Source organism: Brevibacillus schisleri (assembly GCF_055685845.1).
In genome coordinates, this window is record NZ_JBVNDM010000001.1 from 5,716,259 (window position 1) to 5,741,898 (window position 25,640).

Sequence of the window (25,640 nt, forward strand, 5' to 3'; positions counted from 1 at the left end):
ATTTGCATAAAGCCCCTTTCTTGTGAAGAAAACTACCAGTGCGAACCCCATTTCTGGTAATGAGGAGGGGCTTTATGCTTCCGTTATTAAAAAGGCGCCTGACACTGATCGTTTCCATGCTTTGCATGACGCTTCACCTGTCCGGCCTGTCCTTTGCAAAAGCGACAACAAACGCTCCAGCTGTTCAACAGTCCCATCTCCTCCAATCGAAGACGTTTCTTCAATCACAAGAGAGGCTTGCCTATTCGCTTGGCATTCAAGCATACATCTACGGCTATCCGTTAGTGATGTCCGCCAAAACGATGGAAGCCATGGTCAAAAATCGGGCGCCGATCAACCAGTTTTACTATGCGGACACACTCGCTTCCCCAGCTTATCGGGATATCGTGACGCCGAACTCCGATACATTGTATATGAGCGCATGGCTGGATTTGTCGGAGACACCCGTCCGCTTGACTGTCCCCGCCAATCCGCAAAACCGCTATTATACCGTGCAAATCCTGGATGCATACACGAATACGTTTCGCAATGTCTCCAATCGTTCCACCAAGCAGCAGGCCGGACAATATATCATTGCAAGCCCACAATGGAAAGGGCCTACCCCAGCCCATATCCCTGTGATCTATGCCCCTACGAATACCGTCTGGCTCATTGGTCGTGTCGAGGTAAAGGATGAGGCTGATTTGCCGCAGGCAGTCTCGTTTGAAAAACAAATCGCGATTGCCCCTGTCCACCCAAAATTGCAGACGGCACATGTTCCCGAAGCGCTTCCCCCTGATGTGTTGTCGACCCTTTCTTTTTTCCAAGTGATGACGAAATGGATCCAGAGCAATCCTCCCCCCGAATGTGATCGCGTCTTGCTCGATCAGTTCGCACAAATCGGGATCGATGTCCAAAAAGGATTTGATCCTTCCGCACTCGGTCCAGCCAAACTTGCGGGCCTACAGCGTGCTTTACAGGATGCTCCGTCCATCGTACAAAATGGCTTTCCCAGCTACGCCACCTTCCGTAATGGCTGGGGCTCCTTTTCCCCCATCGGCACGTATGGAAACCAGTTTCTCGCTCGTTCCTTTATCGCCTATTCTGGTATTGGGGCTAATGTGCCGAGCGAGGAAGCTTATTATCGCGCATTGACAGATGGCTCCGGAAAACCACTTTCGGGAACCAAAAGCTACACGTTGCATTTTACAAAGGAACAGCTTCCCAAGACGTCTGCTTTCTGGTCGATCAACGTCTATGACAACCAGTTGTTTTTAGCCAAAACAGCGGCTGATCGCGCATCGGTTTGCAGCAATACAGGAACGCTTGCGTACAATCCCGATGGCTCCCTCGATCTGTATTTGCAACAGCAACCGCCCAAAGGTAACGAAGGAAACTGGCTGCCTCTCCCTGAGGGTGAGTTCAATCTCGTTTTGCGGGTATTCGCACCAGAGCCTGCAACGCTGGACAAACAGCACACTTGGCCCGCTGTCATGGAAAGCACCCCATTACCGTAACACAAACGCAAAAAGGCACCGCCCCATCGTGAGCGGTGCCTTCTGTATTGAGTCTGTTACTTCTTCAAATCTTCAATGGAGTTAATCTCCATGTAGGTTGGAACAGCCAATCCCAGCTTGGTTCCTTGCAGGTTCGGACCGAGATCCTCTACGTCTTTCCCCAGCTTTTCCATGTAGTCTGCGTGCGTCGTTGGCAGCCAAGCTGCTACCATTCCATCCACATCGCCGTTCGATACACCGACCCACATTGGTCCAGCTTCTACTTGGCTAAGCTCCACTTTGTATTTCAGCTTTTGCTCCAGGACCGTTTTCACCACGTTCGTGCTGGCGATCTCCGAATCCCACGCGACATAGGCGAGCGTCAATTTTTTACCTTCTGCAGGCTGGATGCCTTCTACCCACTTGTTGACGGTAGCCTCATTGTTTTTCACCCATTCGGCTGCTGCCTCTTCCGGCTTTTTGCCGCTCTCGATATCGAGCATCACTTTTTCCATGTCCGCAGGTGTCCACGAAAACTTGTCGAGGAACGCATACGCACTTGGTTGCTCCTCCTTCAGTCCTTTGCGCACGATGGTATGAATTTGCTCATCCTTCCCGAAAGTGCCTTTCGGGTCGTCGAGGTATTTCATTTGGAATTTAGAGAACATCCAGTGAGGTGTCCAGCCAGTCACGATAATTGGCTTTTTGTCTTTGTAGGCTTGCGTCAGAGCTGCTGTCATCGCTGCACTGGAGCCCTCCACCAGTTCCCAATCTTTCAGATCGTAGTCTTTCATGGCTTTTTCCGTCGCTTTCATCAGACCAGCGCCAGGATCGATTCCGATAATTTTATGATCCACTTGTGCTCCAACGCTATTCGGTGCAGACGTACCCGTATTGCCCTCGGCAGGCTGATTTCCCTGCGGTGTTCCCGCGTTTGAACATCCTGCCATTACCATACTGAGTCCGAGTGCGACTGCCAGCCCTTTCAAGGCGCCTTTTTTCATTTTCATGAAAACCCCTCCTACGCGTTTTTTCTCTTTCCAACACTTTGCGTGAGACGATCCAGCAGAATCGCCAAAATAACGATGGCCAGACCCGCCTCAAAACCTTCACCGATCTTGATCTGTGTTACGGCACGATACACGTCCGCTCCCAAGCCTTTCGCTCCAATCATGGAGGCAATCACGACCATGGACAAAGCGAGCATAATGCTCTGGTTAATCCCGGCCATCATTGTCGTCTTGGCAATCGGCAGCTGTACCTTCGTCAGCTTTTGCCAGTAGGTAGAACCGAACGCTTCAGAAGCCTCGATCAGATCAGCAGGAACTTGGCGAATTCCCAGGTTGGTCAGACGAATCGTCGGTGGCATCGCAAAAATGACAGAAGCGATAACCCCCGGTACTTTACCGAGTCCAAAGAAAAAGATAGCTGGAATCAAGTACACAAACGCCGGCATCGTCTGCATAAAATCAAGCATCGGTGTGACGACCTTTTGCACAGAATCATTCTTCGCGCACCAGATACCGACGGGAATCCCGATAATCACCGAGATCAGCCCTGCCGTCAATACCAACGCAAGTGTTTCCATTGAGTGCTCCCAATAACCCAAATTCTGAATCAGAAGAAGTCCAATGAAGGTAAAAAGAGCAATTGCCACTTTGCCAGCACGGTACGCCAGCAGCGTAAACAAAATGATCAGGGCCCAAAACGGGATTCCTGTTAGAATCCACGAAAACAAGTCAACGGTTCCACCGATTCCAGCTGATAGGAAGTCGAACAAGAAGCCCAAATTCTTTTCTAGTCCATCTACAATCGATTCTACCCAACTGTCGAGCGGCAGCTTCGGAAAAAATTGATTTTGACTCATGATGGATTCACCTGCCCCTCTTCAATCGTTGACTCTGGAACTTGTTGATTTACTTTTCCTGCCAATCCGCCCAGGACGGCTCCTTTTACAATCACGCCCAACAGACGGTTTTGTTCCCCGATAACCGCCACAGGAATATCTGAAAACGCAACAAGGTCAAACATCTCATTGAGAAGTGTCTGCGGTCCGACTGTTGGTACCTCTGTTCGCAGCACGGATTCCAGCGACTGTCCTGCTTCCTTGGCTCCATTTACCGCGTCTGCCGTCAGCACACCCAGTAATGTTTTTCGTTTGTCCACCACGTACAGACTTGATACACCGCGCTCACGCATCATTTGGAGTGCGACGCGAGGCCCTCTGTCCAGTGTGATCGTCTCTGCTCGTTTCATGACTTTTTCAGCGGACAACACCTTAGAACGATCCACATCCTCTACGAAGCGTTCTACGTATTCGTTTGCTGGATTGGTCATGATTTCTTCTGGCGAGCCGATCTGCACGATCGCACCGTCTTTCATCAGAGCGATTCGATCCCCGATCTTCAATGCTTCGTCAAGGTCATGCGTAATGAAAATAATGGTCTTCTGCATGGTGCTCTGCAGTTCCAACAGCTCATCCTGCATGTCCTTGCGAATCAACGGGTCCAAGGCACTGAACGCCTCATCCATCAACAGCACATCGGGTTCATTCGCGAGTGCACGGGCTAGGCCCACACGCTGCTGCATCCCGCCACTCAGCTGATCCGGGTAGCTTGCTTCCCACCCACTGAGTCCGACGAGTGCGAGTGACTTTTTCGCTTTTGCCTCACGTTCGGCCTTTGGCATCCCTTGAATCTCCAGACCGTACTCCGCATTTTCAAGTACTGTCCTATGCGGGAACAAAGCGAACTTTTGAAATACCATACCCAGCTTCTTTCTTCTTACATCCTGTAACTGCTCGGTGTTCATACTGACGATATCCGTACCGTCAATCAGGATCTTGCCTTCTGTAGGTTCAATCAACCGGTTCAATAATCGAACCAAGGTCGACTTCCCGCTTCCCGAAAGCCCCATGATGACAAAAATTTCGCCTGCATGCACCTCAAAACTCGCTTGATTCACCCCAAGGGTAAGACCCGTTTCCTTCAAGATTTCTTGCTTGGTCTTCCCCTGCTTCACCTGGGACAATGCGCGTTGGGGTTGGCGTCCAAAGATTTTGGTCAAATTCTCTACTTTGATCTTGGGCATATGGTCACCTCCAACTATTACGCCCGGCATCCGGACTGTTCTTTACCCTTACAATTGTAACCAGCCATTTTTTTTACCTCAAACTGGGTGAGGCATGATAATCCGTCATTTTCAGCGTTCAGAAAAAACTTTACGTACTTTACTTCCTGTATTCTCAGTTTATCGCGTATATACTGTACAACATCTCCATTTACTTTTTGCAGTTGGAGACGTACAATTCTAGTCAGGTTACTATGATAGAGGAGCTGCTTTTTTCAAAATGGATACCAATCAGGAAAAAATCCTCGAAAAAGCTCAGGAACGCGTGATTGAAACGCTTGCTCGCAACATGGATCTGTATGGAATCACCATGTCAACGGGACTGCTGTATGGCACATTGCTCTTTCAGGACAAATCAATGACACTCGATGAGATGGGCGAAGCACTGGGCATGAGCAAAACCAGTATGAGCACTGGCGTCCGCACATTGATGGACTTAAATATGGTAGAAAAGATATGGAAAAAAGGGACACGGAAGGATCATTACGAGGTCAATCTGGATTGGTACCAGAACTTCATCGACCTCTTTTCCGTGAAGTGGCGTCACGCCTGTGAACATAATGCACACGCCTTGAAAAAGTCGCTCCTTGAGCTTCGCGCGCTCCAGCAATCCGAAGAGCTTTCCGAAGAAATCAGCGAGCGTGTGGACCTCAGTATCAAGCGTATTGAAAATGGGTTGGAGTATTATCTGTGGCTGTCCCGTTTGATCGACTCCTTCGAATCACATGATATCTTTCAGTTTGTACCGAAAAAGGAAAATGAATCATAAGAAGTACACAATCGAAAAAGACTCGTTCCTGACAATAGGAACGAGTCTTTTTGTGGTACAATTATCCAGAGCGAATTCACGCTCTTCTATGATGAAAGGAGTGGTCAGTCATGAAAAAGGACAGGAATCAACGTTCTTATAAAGCTGTGCGTGTACCAAACAACAAAAAAGGGGAACACCAACGCTAACCCCCTTTCACCTAGGAGGAAATGGATTGATTCGGAAAACAGCTCTACTGATTATTGATGCGCAAGTAGGTATTATAGAAGGACAACTTGGTCCTGTTTTTCAGCCGTCTACACTTGTCCAAACATTGAAAAAAGTAAGAGAAGACGCCTATAGCAAGGGGATTCCTGTCCTGTACGTTCAGGATGCGGATGTCGGGGAAGTCGGTTCAGACGACTTTGCCATCCACCCTGAGATCGCACCTTTACCATCAGAAACAGTGATTCAAAAATTAGCGACTGACTCGTTTCACGGAACAGACCTGCACGAAAAGCTACAAGCGCTCGGAATTAACCACCTTGTTATCACAGGGTGCAAAACCGAGTATTGTATCGACAGCGCCTGCCGCAAAGCAACGACACTCGGCTATGATGTGACGCTCGTCAAAGACGGGCATTCTACATCGGACAATCAGGTACTGTCAGCGGAACAAATCATCGCCCATCATAATACATGCTTGCATGGATTGGGGAATATTGAGCCATTTATTTTGGTGCGGGAATCAACCGAGGATATCTTCGCCCCTACCCATGATTCTTACCGCTAACGTTTTTGCTGAATTTCTCGAAACCGTCTCTTCAGGCGGTTTCTTGTTTTGTCCTGATTACGATTTGATCTTGCTATAATAGAAGAAACGAATCTGCCTATCGAAGGAGAAACCATGTCGACTACTATCGCTATACCAAGATTGGGCGTAGGAGCTGTCATCCTAAACGACAAGAATGAGATTTTGCTGGTTTTACGAAACAGAGATCCAGAGAAGAATACATGGAGCATTCCCGGGGGAAAAGTTGATCCCTATGAACAACTGGAGACAAGTGTCATCCGGGAAATCAAAGAAGAAGTCAATCTCGATGTCGAGGTAAAGTCCCTGCTGTGCACCGCAGAAACCATCCGCCCGGAAAGTGCCGAGCATTGGGTGTCGGTCATTTACGAAGTCACGGTCCTGGGTGGAGAAGCACGCAATTTAGAGGAAGGCGGGGCGATTGGAGACATGCGCTGGTTTTCACTCGATGCACTTCCATCGAGTCTGGCTTGCTTCGCCGTACCAGCTATTGAGCATTTGCAAAACCGGAACCGTTCATGAAAAGCAAAACGGACAGTTGCCCATGGGGTCTGTCCGTTTTTTCTGAAGAAGATTACTCCCCTTTTCGGATGATCTCTTGCACTCTCCCCACTTGTCCATCCGTCAAACGGACCTTGATTCCATGCGGATGGGTACTAGAGTTCGTCAGGATATCCTTGACGATTCCACGGGTGCGCTTGCCTGTGCGTTGGTCCTGTTTCAATACAATCTCGACCTCAAGACCCGCTGTGATGTCTTTTCGATTTTTTCCGTTCATTTTTCCCTTCTCCTTTTTTCGTTCTATGTCCCACCTATGATATAATCTACAAACAAATCTATCTCACCGGAGGAATCCATGCTTACTTTTGAAGAAAAACTAGCGATCATTGAATCTTTTCCACAACTGACTCGGAATGACGTCTCCCTGAAACGGGTTAATTTTCATTATGAGGAAAGCCTTCATGATAAAAAGACAGTGGTCTATCATCTGCATCCGAACGGCAACGGGTTTGTGTTTGCGGCGTTTTTGAAGGGCTACCAAAAAGACGACAAGGGTTATGTCAACATCCGTGATTTCTCTGCGGACGAGCTGCGCAAGGTAGTCGAGGCTTCGATCCAGTCCCTCTCTGTGAAACGTGAACCAGCTCCAAAAGCGACTGGTGAAGCTGAACAATTGGAGCAAACATGGGTCGACAAGCAAAACCGCACGCTCTTGCTGCAACAGGAAGACGCGTTGTGGAACGTATACCACGGGATGAACCTGGAAGCTTCCTTTGAATCGTACGTAGAAGCGGAGCAGTATCTGATTGAAGAAGGATTTTCCGTTCAACAATAAGCCCTTCCTCCTCCCTGCTACATGTACCATACCAAATCGTAGACGTTTTGATCAAATGGGCGCAGGTGATCCGACCGCTTGCGCCATCCCAACTCAGGGGGGCGTACGACATGATCAAGTACAGAGATGCACTTCTTACGAATATTCACAAACAGATTGAGACGTGGTATACCCAGAAGTCCCCCGTCTCTCATGAAGAGCTATATCGCTTTCTCCATTCGTTGAAGGGGACATCCGGGACAATTGGCTTGACCGACTTGTCTGATCTGTCTCAGATCCTCCTGGATCGAATGGATGACATGCCGGCCAAGGATTGGTCACTCGGTGAATGGCGATTGTTTTTGCACGAGTTGATCAGCTTGTGTTACGAACAACGGCCGGAACAGGAAGTTTTTATCGAGAACCCCACTCTCCAACGGGAATCCCCTTGTGAGCAACAGCCTTTGGTCCTCATCCTGGACGATGACGTCACCCTGCTTATGTATCTAAAGGAATATTTAGAAAACCACAATTGGTCTGTCATCGCAACGGTCTATCCTCATATGGCTCTCGACTATTTTCACGACATGAACCCCGACTGCTTCATTCTGGATTTGAACATCCCGGAAACGGGCGGCTTCCAAGTGATACAGACGATTAGCGAAAAAATAAAGAAGCAATATGTGCCTACGACCATTATCAGCATCGATTGCGGACGGGAGACCCGTCTGAATGCCTATCGTTTGGGCGCAGATGACGTCATGTGCAAACCGCTTGATATGGAAGAGCTGGTTGTACGCCTTGAACGCCAGCTTCGCCGGAAGCGCTGGATGAACAGCATTTTGTTTTTGGACGAGCTAACGGGTGTCAACAATCGCAATTCTTTTGTTGATACATACCAACGGCTTCTTTCTGATGCCCAACGAACCAACACCCCCTTCTCATTGGCATTTTTAGATATCGATTTTTTCAAAGGGGTCAATGATACATACGGTCATCTGATCGGGGACGAGGTGCTGACTCGTTTTGCTGCTTTCATCGGGCAGAGCACGGAAAAACAGGATGTATTATTCCGATACGGCGGAGAGGAATTTATCCTGTTGATGCCGCGTACGACTGTACAGACAGGAAAGATACGCCTGGAACAAATGCTCTCTGCTTTTTGTTCGCTTACGTTCGATGCTCCTGAAGGAACGTTTTCTTTGAGCTTTTCCGGTGGCATCGTACAAGTAGATGATCCTCATAGACCGTATACGTATTGGGTAGAAGCTGCAGACACTGCTTTGTATGCAGCCAAAAATGCAGGGCGGCGCCGGATTGAAACCGCTCAAATCACAGAGACACATGACTCCCCTAAGGTAAAACTGAAGGTCGCGATAATCGATGACGATCCGATGATTCGTGTGATGCTTGCCGATTCCATCCAAACCAGTTTTAACGGTTGGATGCACGTCGACATCCAGACTTTCGAAGAAGGAGCAGCTTTCTTTGGCTCCACCTGGCATCAGGGACAAGAGCCTTATCTGGTCATTTTAGACGGGATGATGCCACAGATGGATGGCCTCGAGGTTCTCCGGAAAATCCGGAATTTGCCGAATGCCAAGAAATATACGGTGATTATGCTAACAGGTCGTACGGAAGAGCAAGACATAGTCCGCGCGCTTCAGCTCGGAGCTGACGACTATATGACCAAGCCATTCCGTACACGCGAACTGGAGGCTCGCATTACGCGACTGGTTAAGCGAATGCTGTAAGGAGGTAGCAAGATGGCAACCATTATGCTGGCCGAAGACGAAGCTGTGTTGCGCATGTTGATCGGCGACACGCTCGAAGACGAGGGACACGAGCTCGATATCGCTTGCGATGGAGAGGAAGCCCTGCAAAAAATCGGTCAAAATGAGTACGACTTAATTATTTTAGATTATATGATGCCAAAGCTGACAGGCTTTGAAGTATTGCAGCAGCTCAAACAGATGGACGATAAAAAGGCAGTCAAGGTCTTGATCCTCTCGGCAAAAAGTCAACATGCCGAACAGGAGAAAATGCGTGAAGCTGGTGCTGATGACTTCATGCCGAAGCCCTTTAGCCCGATGGATCTCGTCCGGAAAGTGGAGGAAATGCTCGCATGACGGGGTTCTGGGCTTTTATCAGAAAAAGTATCACGCGTCGCTTCATGGCGATGATGCTTCTCTTTCTGACACTGATGATTGCGGGCGCAGGCATCATTCATTATTTGAATAACAGCGCATTCACCGAATATCAGACGGCGATACACACTGCCAAACAAAAACAAGATTTAGTCGCAGAGATCGCTGAGCACACGAACCAGATCTTTTTTCGCGCAAGGGGTTATTACGCTTTTTTGAGCCCATATGAGTACAATGAGCTATTCCTTGAGAAAAAGAAGCTGGAACAAGCGGTAGAAGCATTCAAAAAGCTGCCGCTCAATCAAGAGGAACAAAAGCTAGTCGCATCGGTTGAATCATTCTTCACGAACTTTTTCGCCAATGGGTTTCCTACTTTTTCGAGCTATGCAAAGAACGGAGACTATGAATCCCTGCGAAAAGCTTCGTCCAGTGGCGTGAATCAGGAAGTGAACAACCTGCTTACATACGCCGTGCGGTATCAGGAAGAGCACGATCAGCTTTTGTATACGAAAAACCAAATACTGTTCCAGGAGCTGTCTCAGCAAAGCACCTGGTTTATCGTGTACGTGTTGATGGTGCTGGTGATCATGGTGATAGTCACCATTCAAACCACACGGGATATCGGCAGGCCGTTGGTTCGTCTATCCGAAGATGCTGAGAAGTTTGCCAATGGCGGTACGCCTCTTATGCAGGATTTGAACAGGATTGACGAAATCGGCAGGCTCTCCCGCTCCCTCGACTATTTGATCAGGCAAATTCAAGCCAAAGAAGAAGTTCTCATGGCGCAAAACGAAGAGCTGCAAGCCCAGCAGGATGAACTGATGATGCAGCAGGAAGAGTTGCAAGAAGCACTGGGCAAGATGGAGGAAAATGAACGGTATTTGGAAAAGAAAAACCGCTTCATCCTCTCTTTGTCGAATACGTTGGATAAAAGCGAGCTGCTGTCCAGTATCATTCGCAATATAACTGAAGTCATGGATGCCGATAAAGGTGTCATCGTCATGTTGAACACTGACAGGGATGCAGCTAGCTTTGGCGTTTCCCAGAACGGTCTGGAGCAATTGCGCAAAGGATTGGATGATGGTCCGTTCGTGCGAATCAGAGAAACGGGCCTGCCATATGTCCTGATGCGTGAAAGTACTGACGCTGAGCGCGGCTACACGGAGGAAATGTCACAAACATTTGAGCTTTACCTCCCGGTGTTCGATGCCCAGCAAACAATCGTTGCATGTATCATCCTCTCCCGTATCAGTCGAAAATTCACGAATCAGGAGCTACGAGTCATCATCGGAATCGCCAAGCAGATTTCCTTGGCATTCGATAAGCTCGCGATGTTTGAAGAGACGGAGCGACAGCGCAAAATGACTCAGGACATGCTCGATTCTGTACAAGAAGGCATTCAGCTCATCGACCTTCATGGAGAAACCCTGCAAGTAAACCGGAATTTCTGTGAGCTATTGACCTACGACAACCAGCTCGCTTCGCAAGGATTTGACTTGGAACAGTTTGTCTCCCATCTGCAAAGTCGAACCTCAGAGCCCGAACGGCTGATTCAGTATGTCAGAGCTGTCGTTTTAGATGAAGGTACCATTCCTTCAGGCAGTATTGTATTTCAGATGACCGGACCGCAAGTACGTTATATTCAGCTCTATGCAGAGCCTCTGTTCCGGAATCAGGAGAAATGGAGTACCTTGCTCGTTTACCGTGATTTCACCAAAGAATACGAGATTGACCAAATGAAATCGGAATTCGTCAGTACGGTCAGTCATGAGCTGCGTACCCCTCTCGCCAGTGTGCTCGGTTTTGCGGAGCTGCTGTTAAAAAAGGAGCTCAAGCCCGAGCGTCAACAACGGTACTTAGCGACCATTTATCAAGAAGCGACCCGCCTGACCGCGCTAATCAACGATTTCTTGGATTTGCAACGCATGGAATCCGGGAGACAGTCTTATGAATTAGAGAACGTTGCGGTTGATCAAGTGATTCAGGATATTTTCGGAATTTATCAAGTTCAATCCCCTCTCCACAGATTCGAACTCGATTTGCAAACGGAGCAAACCGTTGTTTATGGCGACCAAGCCAAGCTGCGTCAAGTATTTGTGAATCTGATCAGTAATGCCGTCAAGTACTCTCCGCATGGCGGCCATGTCCGGGTGAGTTGTCGACAAGATGGGAACCGCTTGCTCGTGGAGGTCCAAGATGAAGGGCTAGGCATTCCTTCCGAAGCCATCCCTCACCTATTTACCAAATTTTACCGTGTAGATAACTCGGATCGCCGCGCGATCGGCGGTACAGGTCTGGGTCTCGCCATTGTTCGGGAGATCGTCCATATGCATCATGGTGAAGTTGCTGTTATGTCCGAATCGGGCAAGGGCAGTACATTTACGGTTACTCTTCCACTGGCTGAGCACGTTTTATCCTCTGGCTATCTTGCCGGGACGGAGGAGGCAGTCTCTCCAACTGGTCAATGCAATGGAAACGTCGTGGTTATCGAGGACGATTTGAACTTAACCGAGCTGTTGCGTGATGAGTTAACGAGCTCTGGTTTCCGAGTTAATTCCTTCTCTACAGCGTCTGAGGCAGTAGCGGCAATCGAGGAGTTGCGACCGGATGCTGTCGTGCTTGACCTTATCCTGAAGGACGGCGAGAGTGGTTGGAAGGTCATTGAGGAAATACGCAAAAACCCGGATTTACGGACCATTCCGATCGTGATCTCCAGTGCTTTTGAGGAAAAGAAAAAGGCATTTGATTTGGGAGCAACTGGCTATCTGATCAAGCCTTATCATCCAGATACCTTGTCTAAAGCGATTTTGCTGGCCATCACGAATCATGAAGGAACGGGACAGATCTACATTCCCGACGAACAGTAGAGATGGCAATGGACAAAAGAGGCTGCGTCGATGAAAGCGTGGCCTCTTTTTTTATCTTCTGCCAAAGAAAATCTTGGTATATTCATGCGCTTTCCATCACACATTAATAGAGGTTACTTTGTGCACTTTTGCCCTGCAAAGGAGGAGTTCATGTGTATTTCTCAAAAAAAGCAGTCGTTCCAATCGAAGAAGAGGAAACAGATGTATGGACGTGCAGTAACGAGGGCTGTACGTGCTGGATGAGAGATAACTTTTCCTTTGATAAGAGCCCGAGCTGCCCTTTTTGCCATGCCCGTATGGTAAAAGACACGCGCATGCTACCGGTCCTAACCAATCACAGCAGCAAACGAAACTCTTGAGCCCTTCTTTTCTTTTTTCTTGCGGGTATTCTTCCTCTTCTCTACAATAGGCTCATGACGTACGAATGTTAGAGGAGTATGCCCATGAACCGAAAAGAGATGGAAGATCAAGTGATTCAAGCCTACCAGCGCGATGAGGGCATGATGATTCTCGTTTTTGCCCAATGGTGTGTGAATCACGGTCTCGATGCACGCGAATTATACCGCCGCGCTTATCCCGCTCAAGGGGAAAATACGTTACTCGCTCAAATGCTGGACAATACCGTTCCCAAAGAAGAAGCTGAGGACATTCCTGATGCGACTCTCCTCGGTGTATTGTCACTGTTTGGCAATGACGATTTGGCGTTTGTGGTCAGTGAGACCATTGATGAAATGAAAAAGAATCCGAAATAATGTATGAAGGCCATTCTCGTGCGAAAGCTACACGCGCGGGTGTGGCTTTCTTCTTTTTTCCGGAATCCCCCTCCCCTGTCCAAATACGAATCAAAGAAAACTTTATTATCATAAAACCATTCACAGTTTATTGTTTGAGCGACAACGTCAGCCGACAAACGATGAAATGGAGAATATCGAAATGTATACAGATTCAAAAATCTTGAAATCTCTGTTTTACATCCAGCTCTTCTCAAGTTTTCTCGTTGTAGTCGGTCATTTCACGGCTTCTGCACTTTCGTTTACAGATCCGTTCTGGATCGTGGCCCTCAATCAGATCAGTCGTTACGGCACTGTCCTGTTGACGATCGCCACCGGTTATTTGACTGCTTATTCTTTTGAAGCCAAGAGCCCTACTGCTCGCGAGTTTTTTTCAGGGAAGCTTCTGTATATTTTTGTCCCTTATTTAGTATCTGGTGTCCTGTACCATTACTTGTTGAAAAAAGGGATGCCTCATACTACCCAAGACTTTACGAACATTGTTTTAGGCAAATCGGGTGACCATCTGTACTTTGTGTTTATGATTTGTCAGTATTACGTTTTTGCCTATCTGTCTCGTAATGTGATCACGAAGCGCAACATTTTGTATGTCATTTGGATTCTGCTCGGTATTCAGTACGTCTACATCAACTTCATCCATCAGGGCTGGTTCGGGCTCACCACGCGTCATATGCTTCCGAGCTGGATTTTTACCCTGTACATGGGGCACGTGTTGTATTGGTACCGTGAATCGATCCTTTCCTTTTTGCGAAACAACCGCTCGATCCTGACACTGATGACGGGTGTTTCTACTGCGGCTGCGCTGTTTTTTGTTATCTCAAACAAGCTGTATGTGGCTGTGCATTTGACTTTTGTCTTCGCCACGCTTTTGTCGTTTCTCGTGCTCATGGTCTTCTTTTTGGAACGCGTCGATCGTTTGCACATCAAGTTTCGAAAAGGGCTGACGTATTTTATTTTCTTGTTTCACTCTGCTTTTTTGATCATGTTCAAAGATTATTTGTTTGCGAAATACGGCGAGGTCGCTTGGCTGTTTGAAAACACGTTGTACTCGCTGCTGTACTTACTCCTGATTATCGGGTGTAGTTGTCTGTTGGCGCTTATGCTGGTCTGGATGGTAAACAAACTGGAGCGTATCTCCAAAACCATACGACAAACACGTAGGCCGCTTCACGCTAGCAAATAAACAGTCACGTCTTTTTTCACAAAAAATGACCTATTCATGGTGCACGTCTGTTCTCGAGCGCGCCTTCAGGAATAGGTCGTTTTTTTTTTGTAGCGTTAGATATGATGGCTCATCGACATCGAGCCACTTGTACATGTGTCGCAGGGCTTAAATTGCATGGAAAACTTCGTTTGCAGATCAGTAGATTCGCACGTAATCGTTCCTCCATGCCGCTCAATGATTTCTTTGCAGACATATAAGCCAATTCCAGTACCGAGCTCCTTCGTCGTGAAAAACGGTTCAAAAATAACCGAGAGCAGGTCAGGTGGAATTGGCGATCCATTGTTGGACACGGTAATCAAGGAGCTGTCAGGCGTTTGGGACACCTCGATGACGATCTCCTTATCGCCTGTTTTTTTATGTAACGCATCCAGCGCATTCGAAATGATATTGATAAACACCTGCTTCATCTCATCCTTGTAGCCTTTTAGTTGAAAGGTAGGATCGATACTGCATTGGATATCCACATTTACGTCAACGATATTCGGATAGAGGAAGGACAGAATCTCATCGAACAACTCCCATACGCTAAAAACCTCCATTTGCTTATAGACCGCTCCCTTTTTCGAGACCAGCAAAAACTGCGAAACCCGGTAATTCAATTGCCGCAGCTCATTTTCAATAATCTCTACGTAAGGGAGGTTCGGGTAATCTTCTTTTAACAAACGCGAGAATCCCATAATGGAAGTAAGCGGATTCCGGAATTCATGGACGAAGCTGGATGCCATTTGCCCTAGAATCGTGAGCCTGTCTTTGTGAGAACGCTCGATAAATAGCTTCTTCTCTTCTAAATCGTTGTCTTTGAGGTCAGTGTATTTGAAAACAGCGTGTACCAAAAAGACATCAAAGCATTCGTTTATTTTCAATAGGGCAGGCATTAAAGTGGCAGGCGTAAACGGACCTTTTTGGAGAAGATCGATAACCATTTCCCGGCCCATGCACACGTTGGAAACAAAATCGCCAATGTTGGTCTCTGCCCGGTTTCGTTCATATGCGACCTTGTAAGCCAATTCTTTAATATCCTCAAGAGTGATTTCCGAACGAAAATATTCAATAACCATACGATACAGTGCTTGGCCATTCAGATGGATCAATCCCTTGTATTGATCACTGTCCGAAACGGCAATTCGTCGCTTGAATTCTTTTACGATCGCTGCCTCGTGCTCGTCCAAATATACTGCCAAGTCATCCATCGGCATCTATCCCCACTCCGAATTATAGGCAAACTCCCCTTCCAGCCCATTATACTATCATTACTGTTAATTAACTAAATATTTTTACTACTTTAGCAAAAAAGAATAGTAAGGGGAAAGGAGCTACTTGTCAAAACCACTCGTCCTCCTGTCGTCAACAATACAATTCCCCTTGGAAACTGACCCATTATCTGGTATATTGGTGTCACGTCTATTTGGATGGAAAGGTACGGTAACTACGTATGCCAACAACTACTTTGTAATGGCCTAAAAAACTGGATAGCTTGCCCTTCGGAAAACAAACGGTTTTTCGTACAGGTGCAGTCTGCCCTTTTTTCCCATTACAAAGGAACGTAACGAAATCTGTAGGTGTATATCCTAACGGAGGTTCGCTATGGGGAATCTCCGTTTTTTTGTGTTCAAAAACAGGCCTGCCCTACAGGACATCCAAATAGCAGGTGCGTTCCTTTCACTTTTTATACGAGGTGAAGGACCATGCATACCATCGAGCATACGTGGGTATTACGTGAAAATCATGAAAATCAGCCAGTCCAGCGATATTGCAGCAATTGCGGGCGAACCGTTCTCTTTTTCGATACCAACATCCGCCGCCACAACGCTAACGGCAAAAACATCTATCGCTTCGCTATCTATAAATGCGAAAAAAATCATACATGGAACGAAAAGTTGGCCATTTATAAAGCCTTTACAGATCATCGAGAGGTGCCAGATACGGAGTTCAGTGAAGAGATCGCGCCGCTCCCTATCCTCCCCTTGCTTGAATACCAGGAAAAGGGCGTTCAGGAAGTGACGATTCGTATAGAGAGTACAGAGGCCCGCTTCCGCCTCGACAAGCTGCTGTCCGAACAGATAGAAGGCTGGAGCCGCAGCCAGATTGCCCGCAAGATCAAGGAAGGGCAAATTCGCCTAAATGAGCAGGAGACGAAGCCAAGTGTTGTCTTGAGTGCAGCAGATATCATTCAGATTCGGATTGGGTAAAAGTATGTATGGGAAAAGTATGTATAGGAAAAGTCGCAGACGGAATCTGCGGCTTTTCTTTTATTTCTTCAATACGACTGCTTTTCTCAGCTCGTCCCACTCCACTTGCAGGCCAAGTAAGGCGGCAAGCTCTCTTGTTTTCGCAAAAGCAGTTCCCTGGTCGTTTACATAGGAGACTTCCTGTCCGTTCACGGTCACTTTTTGCGTGGAAGGCTCCCATTCCACTGCTCCACCGACTGCTTCCGTAATCATACGGATGGGTACATAGGATACATCATCGATTAGTTTGCCTGTAGAAGTAAGTGTCAGCTCAACCGTGCACTTATCCACATCAGGCTGTGGTTTTTGTGGATAAGCTGTGAGAAACCTGTGGACATCCTGTTGAAACTTTGCCCAAGCGTCCTTCGCTGGCATTCCTGTATAGGTTTGTGCGGTCGTATTGACGACAAAAAAGGCTGGGCAGTTTTTCCCCGTAATGTCGTAATGACGCCACAGGTGCTCGACTCCCCAGCCATGTCGCTTCAAGATATCCGCGGTCAGCGCCACTGTTTGCTCGTACATTTTCGCAAAGCTTCCATTTGCATTGACGCACATTTCAATCCCAATCGTGCAGTTGTTCGGATAGTTGCTCAATTTGTTCAAGGCGGCCTGTGAATAAGTCTGCGCCCCGACGTGGTAGCCCATCTCGTCCTCGGGCAGGCAGCGAATGATTTGCTTGTCGTCCACGATGTAGTGTGCGCTCGCTACTGTCGTTGGTTTGTTGAAATAGTTTCGGTTTGCGGTGGCATTTGCCCCGCTGCGCTCGTTGGCCGTCCAGTGGATGACGACTCCTTTTGGAACGATCTTCTTTTTGGGGCGAGAATTTACGTTGGTCAGAAGCATCTCGGTGATATTCATTGTTTACTAGGACTCCTTTCGTTTGGCACGCTCTGCCTTTGCCTTGATTTCGGCGCTGACTAATTTCTCGACGGATTTGGGCATCGGCCAGCCCGCGCGGTGGGCATTGGCTGTCAGGCTTGTCCACGTGTGGTAGATGAGGCCGAAGGTGACGCCGTAGAATAAGAAGCCCGGGGTGCCCATGACGCGGTCTAAGAGATTGGCTACGGCTGGTAGAGCCATGAGGAATAAGGTGCGGGGGATTCGGGATAGGCCGTAGTCGGAGGAGTAGGATTGGTCTTTTTTGGCGGCGGAGATGCCGGTGATCCAGTCGAGGGCGATTAGGAAGAAGAGGACGATGAGGATGTCTTGGCGGTTGGTGCCGTATAGATAATGAAAGGCGGGCGACACGATTGCACCTGCTGTTGTCGCCCAGGCGTTTGCTGGGGTTGCGATGGTGTCTAGGTTGTGTAGGGGTTTCATAGGTTCGTACCTCCTCGCCCCTTTTGGGGACAAAAATAGCCCCGCTAGGTACGGGGCTGACTCCAATTCGCTGTGTATGAAATAGTAGGAGCTTAAAAATCTTGATTGGTAATTTGCTTGAATTCCTTTGCCGAGATTTCTCCAAAAGGATTGGATGTTGTTTTTACTGCTAGCCGCAGCTTTTCTGCTGTGACCCAATTCATGCTAAATGCCAACTCCCAAAATGCCATCAGTTAGCACCTCCTTTTAATTGGATGAGCTCAAGCTTAACTTGGGCTAGCTGCTCTCCCATTGTTTGGATTAACGCATCCTTTTGGATGTTGCTAATTTTAAGTGAAGAGAGCTCCTGTCCCATTGTCATAACTGGATCTGTTTGCTGCTGTTCTCTAATCGCTGAGATAGCCTCTTTATTTTGCATCTTCATTAATCGAACGCACCCCCATAACCATTTACAAGTACACGTTCCTTAGCTGTTCCTTTGGCGATTGTTACCCATAGATTAATAGCCCATTCGGGAGCAGTTTTAACCTTATTGGTAAACAAGTAGCCTCGATTTCCCTTTACTGCCCCTGTGCAATCTTCCCATGTAGGTACTTCATCTAAGTAGTTATTGCAGACTTTTACACTTTCAATGGACGAGCCTTCTGGTAAGTATCTTTCAAGTGTCACCAGGACACGCAAGGGCATCCCATCTAGTGTAAAGTCTGCTTTAATATCAGGATTTCCGTACTCTAGCATAAATTCGAGATGGGTCTCTGTTCGGGTGAATGTGTAAATCCGTTCGGATGAGATACCTGCGCTATCTGTGGCAACGATCTTGATTTGATGCTGTACGTCCAAATCCAATCGAATCCAAGCGTCATGGCTAATTTCGACTGTGTATTGTTGTCCGGCTACGCCTGCAAACGACCTGATTTGCTTGCCGTTCAGATACTCGGTAAAGGTGAAAGCGTTGCCCTCTGGATCGGTGGCAGAGTAGTTCACTTTTGGAGGCTGCATGAAGACGCCCATATCTTTATTCTCGCCATCAATAACTGGTGGGCGGTTCCAGACAACTCGGAACTTGCGGGTGACCTCCAAACTCTTACCCTGTTTATTGTCCTCTGCCCAAACTGTAAGGATGTGGTCAGTATTCTCGGCAAGGTCTATCCCAGTAAGATCAGTTGTGCCAAGGTAAATCCGCTTGTTTTTGTAGGTTAGCGTCTTATCAAACAAAATAGGCGTGCTACCATCCGATATGCTGGATGCAGCAGCCTGAGCAGGTCCATTATTCACTTTGTACCATACGGTGATGACGTTTCCTGCGTCCTCGTCTACAGTATGACCGGATACCTTGAGTGTCGTGTTTTCTTTCAGAGTTTGATTGTCAGGCGTGTTAAGTGTGACGACAGGACGCTTATTGAGATTAAACACTCCACGATACTTGACTGCATCTGTTGTCTGGTAGATCGTTGGAGGAATGCTGAAATCAGTTGTAAACGACTGGTCATAGAACGTTGCTGGATTGGTGCCTACGCCGTCTACAAACGGACCGCTGAATGATGTGAATTCGTTGCTGGACTCAATCCGCTTGATGTATCCACCATCTTCGTACGTGATCGTTAATTTGCCGTTTTTGTCCGACGTGATGCTGGGGTTTTTGCCTGCAACAAGTATTTTAGGTGTCGCCCATGCAGGTCCATCAACGGAATTGGAATATCGAATCATTTCGGGACTCGTAAAATCAATACCCTGCCATACGGCGTGTAGTTTTCCATTTGGTGATTTGATGACTTCTGGAGATGCCTGCGTGTGAGAAACACTATTATAAATAGAAAATGAATCCCCCCAGCTAATTCCATTGAACAATCTCCCTTGCACATGTACCGATGCGAACACATAAGCTATTACAGGTCGTCCGTTTTTGTCAAAACACAAACTAGGAGATGTGTGGTCATATCCAGAAGCATTGATTGATGTTACCTGCACCGTTGCGCTTGGTGTGCCCAAGGTTCCATCGGTGTTGATTGGGATGGAACCAGCGCGAACGTTGAAGCTGTCGGGATAGGTGACATTTTTTGTAGTATCTGACCACAACAATTTAGTTCCATCTGGACTTACAATGGTACTCACAGAAGCAATGGCGTTTTGTCCAGACTCGACCAACACTTCTCCTGCATAGGTGAAGTTATCATAGGCATAAATCCTTACATACTGGTTGTTGAAAGCAACCGCTAAGTAAATGAAGTTTCCATACGCGGACAAAGAAACGCCTTGGATTGATGTGAAATTGAAGGAAAAAGCCAGAGACCACGTTACTCCGTTATCAAGCGACTGATACAAGTACCACTTATTAGAATCCCTAGCCAATCCCGCCATTTTTCCATTGGCAAGTCTCGTAGGTCTTGCCATTTTTGAAACAAGGTACCCAGAAGATACCACATTGATGGGTACGTAAATCTTTCCGTCCTCTTGTTGAAGTTTGAAGTTCCTCATCTGCTTAGCTGAATCGTCCGTCCCGTCATTCGCCCAAACCTGAATCGATGACGCTTCTGCTGGTAGCAAACCGGATACATCCGTCTGACCATCCCAGAAACGACCTTGTGAATAGGTCAGCATCTTGCTAAATAGCTTCGGATTTGAACCGTCGGATGTGCCAAGGACGATTGTCTGAGTTGGTCCGCCAGCTACGGAGTATTTGACGAATAGTGCGCTCCCAGCCTCTACATCAGTTACAGTGCCCTCCAGCTTGTACACACTGCCTTCCGCCAATGTCTGATTGTTGGAAGGTGTGGTGAGCGTGATCGTCGGTACTTGATTGAGAACAATGGAGTCGAATTTTATAGCACCTGCTTGAACGTCCTTATATACCCAACCTATTTGGGAGTTAATTTCTTTCTCCATGATATTTGGGTAGTGTGCACCACCCACAGTTAAGTTCGTTAGGGTGGATATAGGACCCCACGCACCCTTAAAAGTAACCATTCTGATATTGTAGAAAGTACTTATCGTATTGTCTACACCGTAGAAGATTACATAGAGGTTGTTTTTATTGTCCCTTGAAATCATAGGATATGCTTGATGATACTGATTGCCAGTTGTCAACTTAATAGGCGGTGTCCATGTTGTCCCACCGTCTGTAGATTTGGAATATCGGATATTTGTAAACGAAGGATCAGTACCATCCATCCCCTGCCACGTCACATGAATCACGGAGTTCCCGTCTACTTCTACGCAAGGGTTGGATTGAACGTAAGACCCTCCGTAGTATACAGTCGGATTTGTTACACCTTGACCAGAAGCGTAAATATAATAAGTAGCGCCATATTCATACCGCCATACAATCTTATAATTACCTGATGGATCGACAGCAATCGACGGGGTCGTATGATTGGCGCCTGATACATTATCTACTGTCACCTGCGTCACACTACCCCACGTCACATTTCCGCTGCCATCGATGGTTCCCTTGACGTAACGGATGTTGAACGAGTTGGGGTAGGTACTGTTTTTTGATGACCATGCTGCGTGGAGTTCGGTACCGTCTGTGTTGATCGCGATGGAGACTTTATTAATCGCCGTTTGCCCTGTATCGAGGTTTTGCATTGTGACAGTTGTATGAGAAATATGCGTCCCTAAAATCCATGTCGCGCAATCGAATTTATAAAGACTGACGCCAGAATCAGAATTGTTGAAGAGAATAACAAGGTTCGTACCATATGAAACGAGTGAAAAGTCGCCAACGATAACCGACGTATTCCCTAACAAGACCCATGTAGCCCCGTTGTCTTTTGAGACATAGACGAAAAGCGTCGAAATAGTCGAGCTAGATGACCTCGCGCCAGCGATCAGCCATCCGTTTGCAAGACGCACCAGTTTACGACCGCCATTGCCCGATGTATCGTACGCTGCGTTTACTACCGTTGTTGATGCCATTCGTCATTCCCCCTTTCCTTCCACAAATGGCCGTTATTGCGCCCCATTCCTGTTTCTACCACCTAAACCTCCAATCGACTCTGAGCTTCATTGTAGTAGCCCCGAATCACCCTGACTGAGCTGATAGTAGACAGGTCATCATTAAAATTATTGTGTACAAAACCGTCAGGCAAGGTGGATTCGATTGTATTCACTCGTACTTTCAGGTTTGATACATCTGCCATCAGTACAGCTAGCTCTGCGTGAGCATCCGCAATACCTCGCTCCCAACGGTTAATGTCGTGTTCGGTAACCGGATCATCGTGTTTCCAGTCCGTTTTCGCTACATAAGACACTTACACCCCTCCTCTCGCTTCGATAACAAAGGCTAGGTTTATGAACTGCGCCCCGTTCATTTCAATGTTTCCTGTCTTCTCAGCAACGATCGCTCCAGTTCTGGTCCTCAACTTTGCGCTCGTGATTACTGGGACGCTGGCGACATGTTGGGCAGATACTTGTAATGCAATCCCGTCTTGAATGCCTGCAATCGGATGCGAAGCAATCTCCACAGCCTGTACAGGCACTGAAACTGAGCCGTTTATCAAAATGTCGCCGCCCGACACCCTAGCCAGCAGGTCATTCCGGACGGTTTGAAGATAGCTTGGCAGGATCATTTCACGACCTCCTCGTAACGCTTGATTGGTGTCATCCCTACACGAAATTCACTGACCTTGTGGTACTCCTTAATCCCGACGACTAAGACATCTCGCAGCACGATCTTCTCCGAAACAACTGGCTCAAAAGCGACTCCATTACAATGAACTGGCCTGATTCTCTCAACAGCTTGAACAGCATTCCTTGTATCGAATCGGTCCTCAATCGGGTAGACGTACCGAATCACCTTTTTGCCGTAATCCTCGACCATCTGGACATGCTTGAATGACGAGGAACTCAAACCAATTGCACGCAGCACGCTTGGGGTAAATCCAAGATATGACCAGTGCTTTTGCTGGATATTCTTTCGCCGTTCCTCCACACTCAGCAGTTGCTTTCTCCCGAAATAAATCCAATCCCAAACATCTAGCCCCCAGGTAGCTGACCATGGGCTAAACTGCTGTAGGATGTCCTCACGCTGCAAATTGAAAGCATCTACAACTTTCCCTGCACCTTCAAAGTGATATTCCGCCACTTTATTCTCGTACCATTGCGGCGGCAGCATCCGCCGATAGCGTTCTGGAATCATGCTGTCACCGCCATCGTTAGTGTCGAGACAGAGTCAGCAGGAACAGTCACATTCAATTCCGCGCCGTTTAAGGTGTAGCCTGTGAAATCTATTACCCCATCCACGAAAAAGAGCGCTCCGATCTGCTGATACACGATCTGAGAACGCCCTTTTAGGTAGGTTTTGATTTGCTTAGTAATTTGGTCTTTGACCTTCTCGATTTCCGCATCTGGTCTCAAAGTAAGTTTTAAAGCGATAGTCACCGGATACACTTTCGCGGGTAACACCTGCAAGTCATGCAAGGCCCTGCGTTTGTCTTCCAGTTTCGTCCGTACACTCTTAGCCAGTTCCTGCCCCGCAGGGTTGCCTGTCAGGTCTGTGATATACACGTCGATAGATAGGTCATGCCGCTCCTTCTCGATAGCAACTGCTCCTCCTACCCCATCTACATTTCGCGCCCACCGCTCGTAGTCTTGGCGTCTGCCGTCTCCCTCTTCTGTACGAGCTCGATCAATTAAGCGCTGCCGATATGCGTCGTCTGTCTCCGCCTCATTGCGAGATAAGCCGAAAAATACGCCTGTGGCATCCAAAAACTCTCCATCCGCCCAAGGGAGAAACCGTTGGAGAAAGCCGTACTCAAATAACTGCTGCTGATCGCTGATTTCCTCTGCAATCGGATAGCCGAGGTCATAAAAGATTTCTCCCTCTTCCGTCGCTGGTGGCGTCTCTCCACGCTTTTGCGCTATCTGGTCCATCCGATTAGCCATCCGCTGATAAATCTGATCCGGGGTTTCCCTGAGAATCGGCATTTCTGGTTTGTCTAACGTTGCCATGTATTCACCTCCGTCCTAGTTGTCCCTCTCATACCCTCAATTTCAAGTAAAAAAATGACCCGGTTTTCCTCAAACCGAATGTCTACCACTTCCGCACGCTCTATCTCACTTTGAGCCTCTAGTGCCTCTTGTGCATGCGTCTTAATCGCTGGCAATGAAATGCCCGAGCGCATCCTTCCTGTCTCATATAGGAGGTCTACTCCGTATCTTTCGGAGTAAATCTCGTACCGGAAACGACGCGTATTCAGGATCTTCTTTGCTGTCTCTTCCAGATACTCCGCATAGGTAGTCGTCCGCAAATAGCGACCATCAGGCCCTTGCTGTAATTGCTTTGTGGTCCAGTCGAATTTGTATGTCCATGGAATCGGGTTATCTTGAGATTGAACCAGTTGTGTTTCGTCTCCGTTCAGCTCTGGAAACATTACTCCACCACCCCAAGCAGGAGGTATTGTTCGTTGTTGCATCGCAACAGGGCTACTTTTTTACCCACATCTTCTTGCAACAATCGGGCAGACCGCAGTACAGACAGCTCATACGGCTCCAAGGGTGTCGGATCCTCGTCCAGCTTTACAGACAAGGGCGAGAGCGACAAAAGCTTGCCAAATTCCCCTTGGGTGTTCTCGATGCCGTCTTGTGCATGCCCTCGCAGTTTTGCGATAACTGAATGCATCCCTTACATCCTCCTTTCCAATTGGAGATCCATTGTGTATTGACCGCCTTGCCAACGCGCTTGGCAGTTGGTGACGATCCAATCCGTGATGGATTTATTGTCCTTTTCCATGATTTTGATTAGCCAGCCTGCGCGAAGTCTCGCAGCATTTTCATCCTCGTGCTTGACCGAAATGAATCTTGTCTTTGGGATTTTGGACAACTCTGCAAGCTGCTTAGCTGCCAATCCAGCTACGTTTTTGTCCTCTCCTGCGTCGATGACTTTTTGCATGCTCCCGATTTGTTTGACCAGGCTATCGTTAGATTTCGTTGCACTGCTCACGACTCGATCATCTCGGTATCGCTCTACTGTCACGACGGTGTATACATCCTCGATGCTCTCACCCGTCGAGCTGCTTGTGAGCAAGCTCGCCTTGAACATCGGGATGATGCTGTTTTTCCCCTCGGGGAGTACCGTCAGCTTGTCTCGCTGGTATTGCACAAAATAGCGGATGCCAGTTTTTTCATACGCCTGCTCTGTCAGTGATGTAAAGAGAGACGTATACGATTGGGACGAGATCCTCTCTTTGACCGTAAAACCGAATGCCGGGCAGCTAAAATGGATACCTGCCGACTTAATGATTCGCGCAAGCTCTGTCCCTGCGTCCCCGTCCAGCTTGAGTCTGGAGACTTCGTTTTTTTGCAAATACCAGCCAAGCTCGTATGCTGTTGCGGATAAATCGCCCGTTCGATCATCCCGGTCAAAACGAACGAGCGGGCCATGGAAAAGCTGCTGGGATTCTTTTAACTCCGCACCTGCAAAGAGCATCAAAAAACCCGCCGTTTGTAGCGGCGGGCCTCCCTTGACTTTCACATCACAATTTTGGGCGATTTGTCCCCTGGCCGAGGACCAGGAAAGCTCGGTAACAGCCGGGATCAGGTCATAGCGGGTCTGTTCTTTTCCGTAAATGACTCTCATTCCATCCA

General features: G+C 47.7%; 29 protein-coding genes. 12 read left to right on the forward strand and 17 right to left on the reverse strand.

The window, feature by feature from the left end:
• The first annotated feature begins 74 nt into the window (after positions 1 to 74).
• Positions 75 to 1,496 (forward strand): DUF1254 domain-containing protein, encoded by a 1,422-nt coding sequence (locus ACUUHJ_RS27140; RefSeq protein ID WP_472300507.1) that lies wholly within the window; start codon positions 75 to 77, stop codon positions 1,494 to 1,496.
• Between the two features lie 56 nt (positions 1,497 to 1,552).
• Here ACUUHJ_RS27140 and ACUUHJ_RS27145 read toward each other — a convergent pair whose 3' ends face one another.
• From ACUUHJ_RS27145 to ACUUHJ_RS27155, 3 genes are read right to left on the reverse strand one after another with little or no spacing between them, the layout of a single operon-like run.
• Positions 1,553 to 2,479 (reverse strand): glycine betaine ABC transporter substrate-binding protein, encoded by a 927-nt coding sequence (locus tag ACUUHJ_RS27145; protein ID WP_015893299.1) that lies wholly within the window; start codon positions 2,477 to 2,479, stop codon positions 1,553 to 1,555.
• A 17-nt stretch (positions 2,480 to 2,496) separates the two neighbouring features.
• Complete coding sequence (locus ACUUHJ_RS27150; RefSeq protein WP_289674638.1) at positions 2,497 to 3,342, reverse strand: ABC transporter permease; 846 nt, start codon at positions 3,340 to 3,342, stop codon at positions 2,497 to 2,499.
• A complete protein-coding gene (locus ACUUHJ_RS27155) occupies positions 3,339 to 4,565 on the reverse strand; it encodes a quaternary amine ABC transporter ATP-binding protein (protein WP_289674640.1) in 1,227 nt (408 codons plus the stop codon). The genes ACUUHJ_RS27150 and ACUUHJ_RS27155 overlap by 4 nt, the downstream gene beginning before the upstream one ends.
• Before the next feature lie 259 nt (positions 4,566 to 4,824).
• On the opposite strand from ACUUHJ_RS27155, the gene ACUUHJ_RS27160 reads away from it, so the two are divergent.
• The 3 genes from ACUUHJ_RS27160 to ACUUHJ_RS27170 all read left to right on the forward strand — a co-directional run bounded on the left by ACUUHJ_RS27160 (position 4,825) and on the right by ACUUHJ_RS27170 (position 6,685).
• Positions 4,825 to 5,373: a GbsR/MarR family transcriptional regulator gene (locus ACUUHJ_RS27160; RefSeq protein ID WP_064202104.1), complete on the forward strand. Its 549-nt coding sequence runs from the start codon at positions 4,825 to 4,827 to the stop codon at positions 5,371 to 5,373.
• A gap of 214 nt (positions 5,374 to 5,587) precedes the next feature.
• Positions 5,588 to 6,145 carry a cysteine hydrolase family protein gene (locus tag ACUUHJ_RS27165; RefSeq protein WP_015893303.1) on the forward strand — a complete coding sequence of 186 codons (558 nt, stop codon included), beginning with the start codon at positions 5,588 to 5,590 and terminating at the stop codon, positions 6,143 to 6,145.
• Positions 6,146 to 6,259: 114 nt separating this feature from the next.
• Positions 6,260 to 6,685, forward strand: coding sequence for an NUDIX domain-containing protein (locus ACUUHJ_RS27170; protein ID WP_289674641.1), 426 nt, complete (start codon positions 6,260 to 6,262; stop codon positions 6,683 to 6,685).
• A 52-nt stretch (positions 6,686 to 6,737) separates the two neighbouring features.
• On the opposite strand, the gene ACUUHJ_RS27175 is transcribed toward ACUUHJ_RS27170, so the two are convergent.
• On the reverse strand, positions 6,738 to 6,941 hold the full coding sequence (locus ACUUHJ_RS27175; RefSeq protein ID WP_016741281.1) for a YwbE family protein: 204 nt from the start codon (positions 6,939 to 6,941) through the stop codon (positions 6,738 to 6,740).
• A gap of 78 nt (positions 6,942 to 7,019) precedes the next feature.
• On the opposite strand from ACUUHJ_RS27175, the gene ACUUHJ_RS27180 reads away from it, so the two are divergent.
• The 7 genes from ACUUHJ_RS27180 to ACUUHJ_RS27210 all read left to right on the forward strand — a co-directional run bounded on the left by ACUUHJ_RS27180 (position 7,020) and on the right by ACUUHJ_RS27210 (position 14,466).
• Positions 7,020 to 7,499, forward strand: coding sequence for a hypothetical protein (locus ACUUHJ_RS27180; protein WP_289674642.1), 480 nt, complete (start codon positions 7,020 to 7,022; stop codon positions 7,497 to 7,499).
• 110 nt (positions 7,500 to 7,609) lie between these two features.
• The gene (locus ACUUHJ_RS27185; protein ID WP_289674643.1) at positions 7,610 to 9,232 is read left to right on the forward strand and encodes a response regulator; all 1,623 of its coding nucleotides are present in this window, start codon (positions 7,610 to 7,612) and stop codon (positions 9,230 to 9,232) included.
• A gap of 12 nt (positions 9,233 to 9,244) precedes the next feature.
• Entirely contained in the window at positions 9,245 to 9,607 is a 363-nt protein-coding gene (locus ACUUHJ_RS27190; RefSeq protein ID WP_015893307.1) for a response regulator transcription factor, read from the forward strand.
• Positions 9,604 to 12,492 carry an ATP-binding protein gene (locus tag ACUUHJ_RS27195; RefSeq protein ID WP_472300510.1) on the forward strand — a complete coding sequence of 963 codons (2,889 nt, stop codon included), beginning with the start codon at positions 9,604 to 9,606 and terminating at the stop codon, positions 12,490 to 12,492. Before ACUUHJ_RS27190 ends, ACUUHJ_RS27195 begins: the two co-directional genes overlap by 4 nt.
• A 152-nt stretch (positions 12,493 to 12,644) precedes the next feature.
• A complete protein-coding gene (locus ACUUHJ_RS27200; RefSeq protein WP_016741285.1) occupies positions 12,645 to 12,851 on the forward strand; it encodes a cold-shock protein in 207 nt (68 codons plus the stop codon).
• Positions 12,852 to 12,935: 84 nt separating this feature from the next.
• On the forward strand, positions 12,936 to 13,244 hold the full coding sequence (locus ACUUHJ_RS27205; protein WP_016741286.1) for a hypothetical protein: 309 nt from the start codon (positions 12,936 to 12,938) through the stop codon (positions 13,242 to 13,244).
• A 181-nt stretch (positions 13,245 to 13,425) separates the two neighbouring features.
• Entirely contained in the window at positions 13,426 to 14,466 is a 1,041-nt protein-coding gene (locus ACUUHJ_RS27210) for an acyltransferase family protein (RefSeq protein ID WP_472300511.1), read from the forward strand.
• Between the two features lie 95 nt (positions 14,467 to 14,561).
• Here ACUUHJ_RS27210 and ACUUHJ_RS27215 read toward each other — a convergent pair whose 3' ends face one another.
• A complete protein-coding gene (locus ACUUHJ_RS27215; protein ID WP_354142405.1) occupies positions 14,562 to 15,704 on the reverse strand; it encodes a sensor histidine kinase in 1,143 nt (380 codons plus the stop codon).
• Positions 15,705 to 16,193: 489 nt separating this feature from the next.
• On the opposite strand from ACUUHJ_RS27215, the gene ACUUHJ_RS27220 reads away from it, so the two are divergent.
• Entirely contained in the window at positions 16,194 to 16,697 is a 504-nt protein-coding gene (locus ACUUHJ_RS27220) for a S4 domain-containing protein (protein WP_472300512.1), read from the forward strand.
• Between the two features lie 60 nt (positions 16,698 to 16,757).
• On the opposite strand, the gene ACUUHJ_RS27225 is transcribed toward ACUUHJ_RS27220, so the two are convergent.
• The 12 genes from ACUUHJ_RS27225 to ACUUHJ_RS27280 all read right to left on the reverse strand — a co-directional run bounded on the left by ACUUHJ_RS27225 (position 16,758) and on the right by ACUUHJ_RS27280 (position 25,632).
• Positions 16,758 to 17,594, reverse strand: coding sequence for an N-acetylmuramoyl-L-alanine amidase (locus ACUUHJ_RS27225; protein ID WP_472300513.1), 837 nt, complete (start codon positions 17,592 to 17,594; stop codon positions 16,758 to 16,760).
• Positions 17,595 to 17,600: 6 nt separating this feature from the next.
• Complete coding sequence (locus tag ACUUHJ_RS27230; protein ID WP_472300514.1) at positions 17,601 to 18,056, reverse strand: phage holin family protein; 456 nt, start codon at positions 18,054 to 18,056, stop codon at positions 17,601 to 17,603.
• Positions 18,057 to 18,148: 92 nt separating this feature from the next.
• Complete coding sequence (locus tag ACUUHJ_RS27235; protein WP_472300515.1) at positions 18,149 to 18,286, reverse strand: XkdX family protein; 138 nt, start codon at positions 18,284 to 18,286, stop codon at positions 18,149 to 18,151.
• Positions 18,286 to 18,480, reverse strand: a complete 195-nt coding sequence (locus tag ACUUHJ_RS27240; RefSeq protein ID WP_472300517.1) for a hypothetical protein — start codon at positions 18,478 to 18,480, stop codon at positions 18,286 to 18,288. The genes ACUUHJ_RS27235 and ACUUHJ_RS27240 overlap by 1 nt, the downstream gene beginning before the upstream one ends.
• Complete coding sequence (locus ACUUHJ_RS27245; RefSeq protein WP_472300519.1) at positions 18,480 to 21,971, reverse strand: hypothetical protein; 3,492 nt, start codon at positions 21,969 to 21,971, stop codon at positions 18,480 to 18,482. The genes ACUUHJ_RS27240 and ACUUHJ_RS27245 overlap by 1 nt, the downstream gene beginning before the upstream one ends.
• A 62-nt stretch (positions 21,972 to 22,033) precedes the next feature.
• Positions 22,034 to 22,306: a hypothetical protein gene (locus ACUUHJ_RS27250; RefSeq protein WP_472300521.1), complete on the reverse strand. Its 273-nt coding sequence runs from the start codon at positions 22,304 to 22,306 to the stop codon at positions 22,034 to 22,036.
• On the reverse strand, positions 22,307 to 22,624 hold the full coding sequence (locus ACUUHJ_RS27255) for a hypothetical protein (protein ID WP_472300523.1): 318 nt from the start codon (positions 22,622 to 22,624) through the stop codon (positions 22,307 to 22,309). It abuts the gene before it with no gap.
• Positions 22,621 to 23,193: a hypothetical protein gene (locus tag ACUUHJ_RS27260; protein ID WP_472300524.1), complete on the reverse strand. Its 573-nt coding sequence runs from the start codon at positions 23,191 to 23,193 to the stop codon at positions 22,621 to 22,623. Before ACUUHJ_RS27260 ends, ACUUHJ_RS27255 begins: the two co-directional genes overlap by 4 nt.
• Positions 23,190 to 24,005: a baseplate J/gp47 family protein gene (locus tag ACUUHJ_RS27265; RefSeq protein WP_472300525.1), complete on the reverse strand. Its 816-nt coding sequence runs from the start codon at positions 24,003 to 24,005 to the stop codon at positions 23,190 to 23,192. The genes ACUUHJ_RS27260 and ACUUHJ_RS27265 overlap by 4 nt, the downstream gene beginning before the upstream one ends.
• Entirely contained in the window at positions 23,993 to 24,427 is a 435-nt protein-coding gene (locus ACUUHJ_RS27270) for a DUF2634 domain-containing protein (RefSeq protein ID WP_472300526.1), read from the reverse strand. Before ACUUHJ_RS27270 ends, ACUUHJ_RS27265 begins: the two co-directional genes overlap by 13 nt.
• A complete protein-coding gene (locus tag ACUUHJ_RS27275; protein WP_064202087.1) occupies positions 24,427 to 24,675 on the reverse strand; it encodes a hypothetical protein in 249 nt (82 codons plus the stop codon). Before ACUUHJ_RS27275 ends, ACUUHJ_RS27270 begins: the two co-directional genes overlap by 1 nt.
• Before the next feature lie 3 nt (positions 24,676 to 24,678).
• Positions 24,679 to 25,632 (reverse strand): XkdQ/YqbQ family protein, encoded by a 954-nt coding sequence (locus tag ACUUHJ_RS27280; RefSeq protein WP_472300527.1) that lies wholly within the window; start codon positions 25,630 to 25,632, stop codon positions 24,679 to 24,681.
• Positions 25,633 to 25,640: the final 8 nt, after the last annotated feature.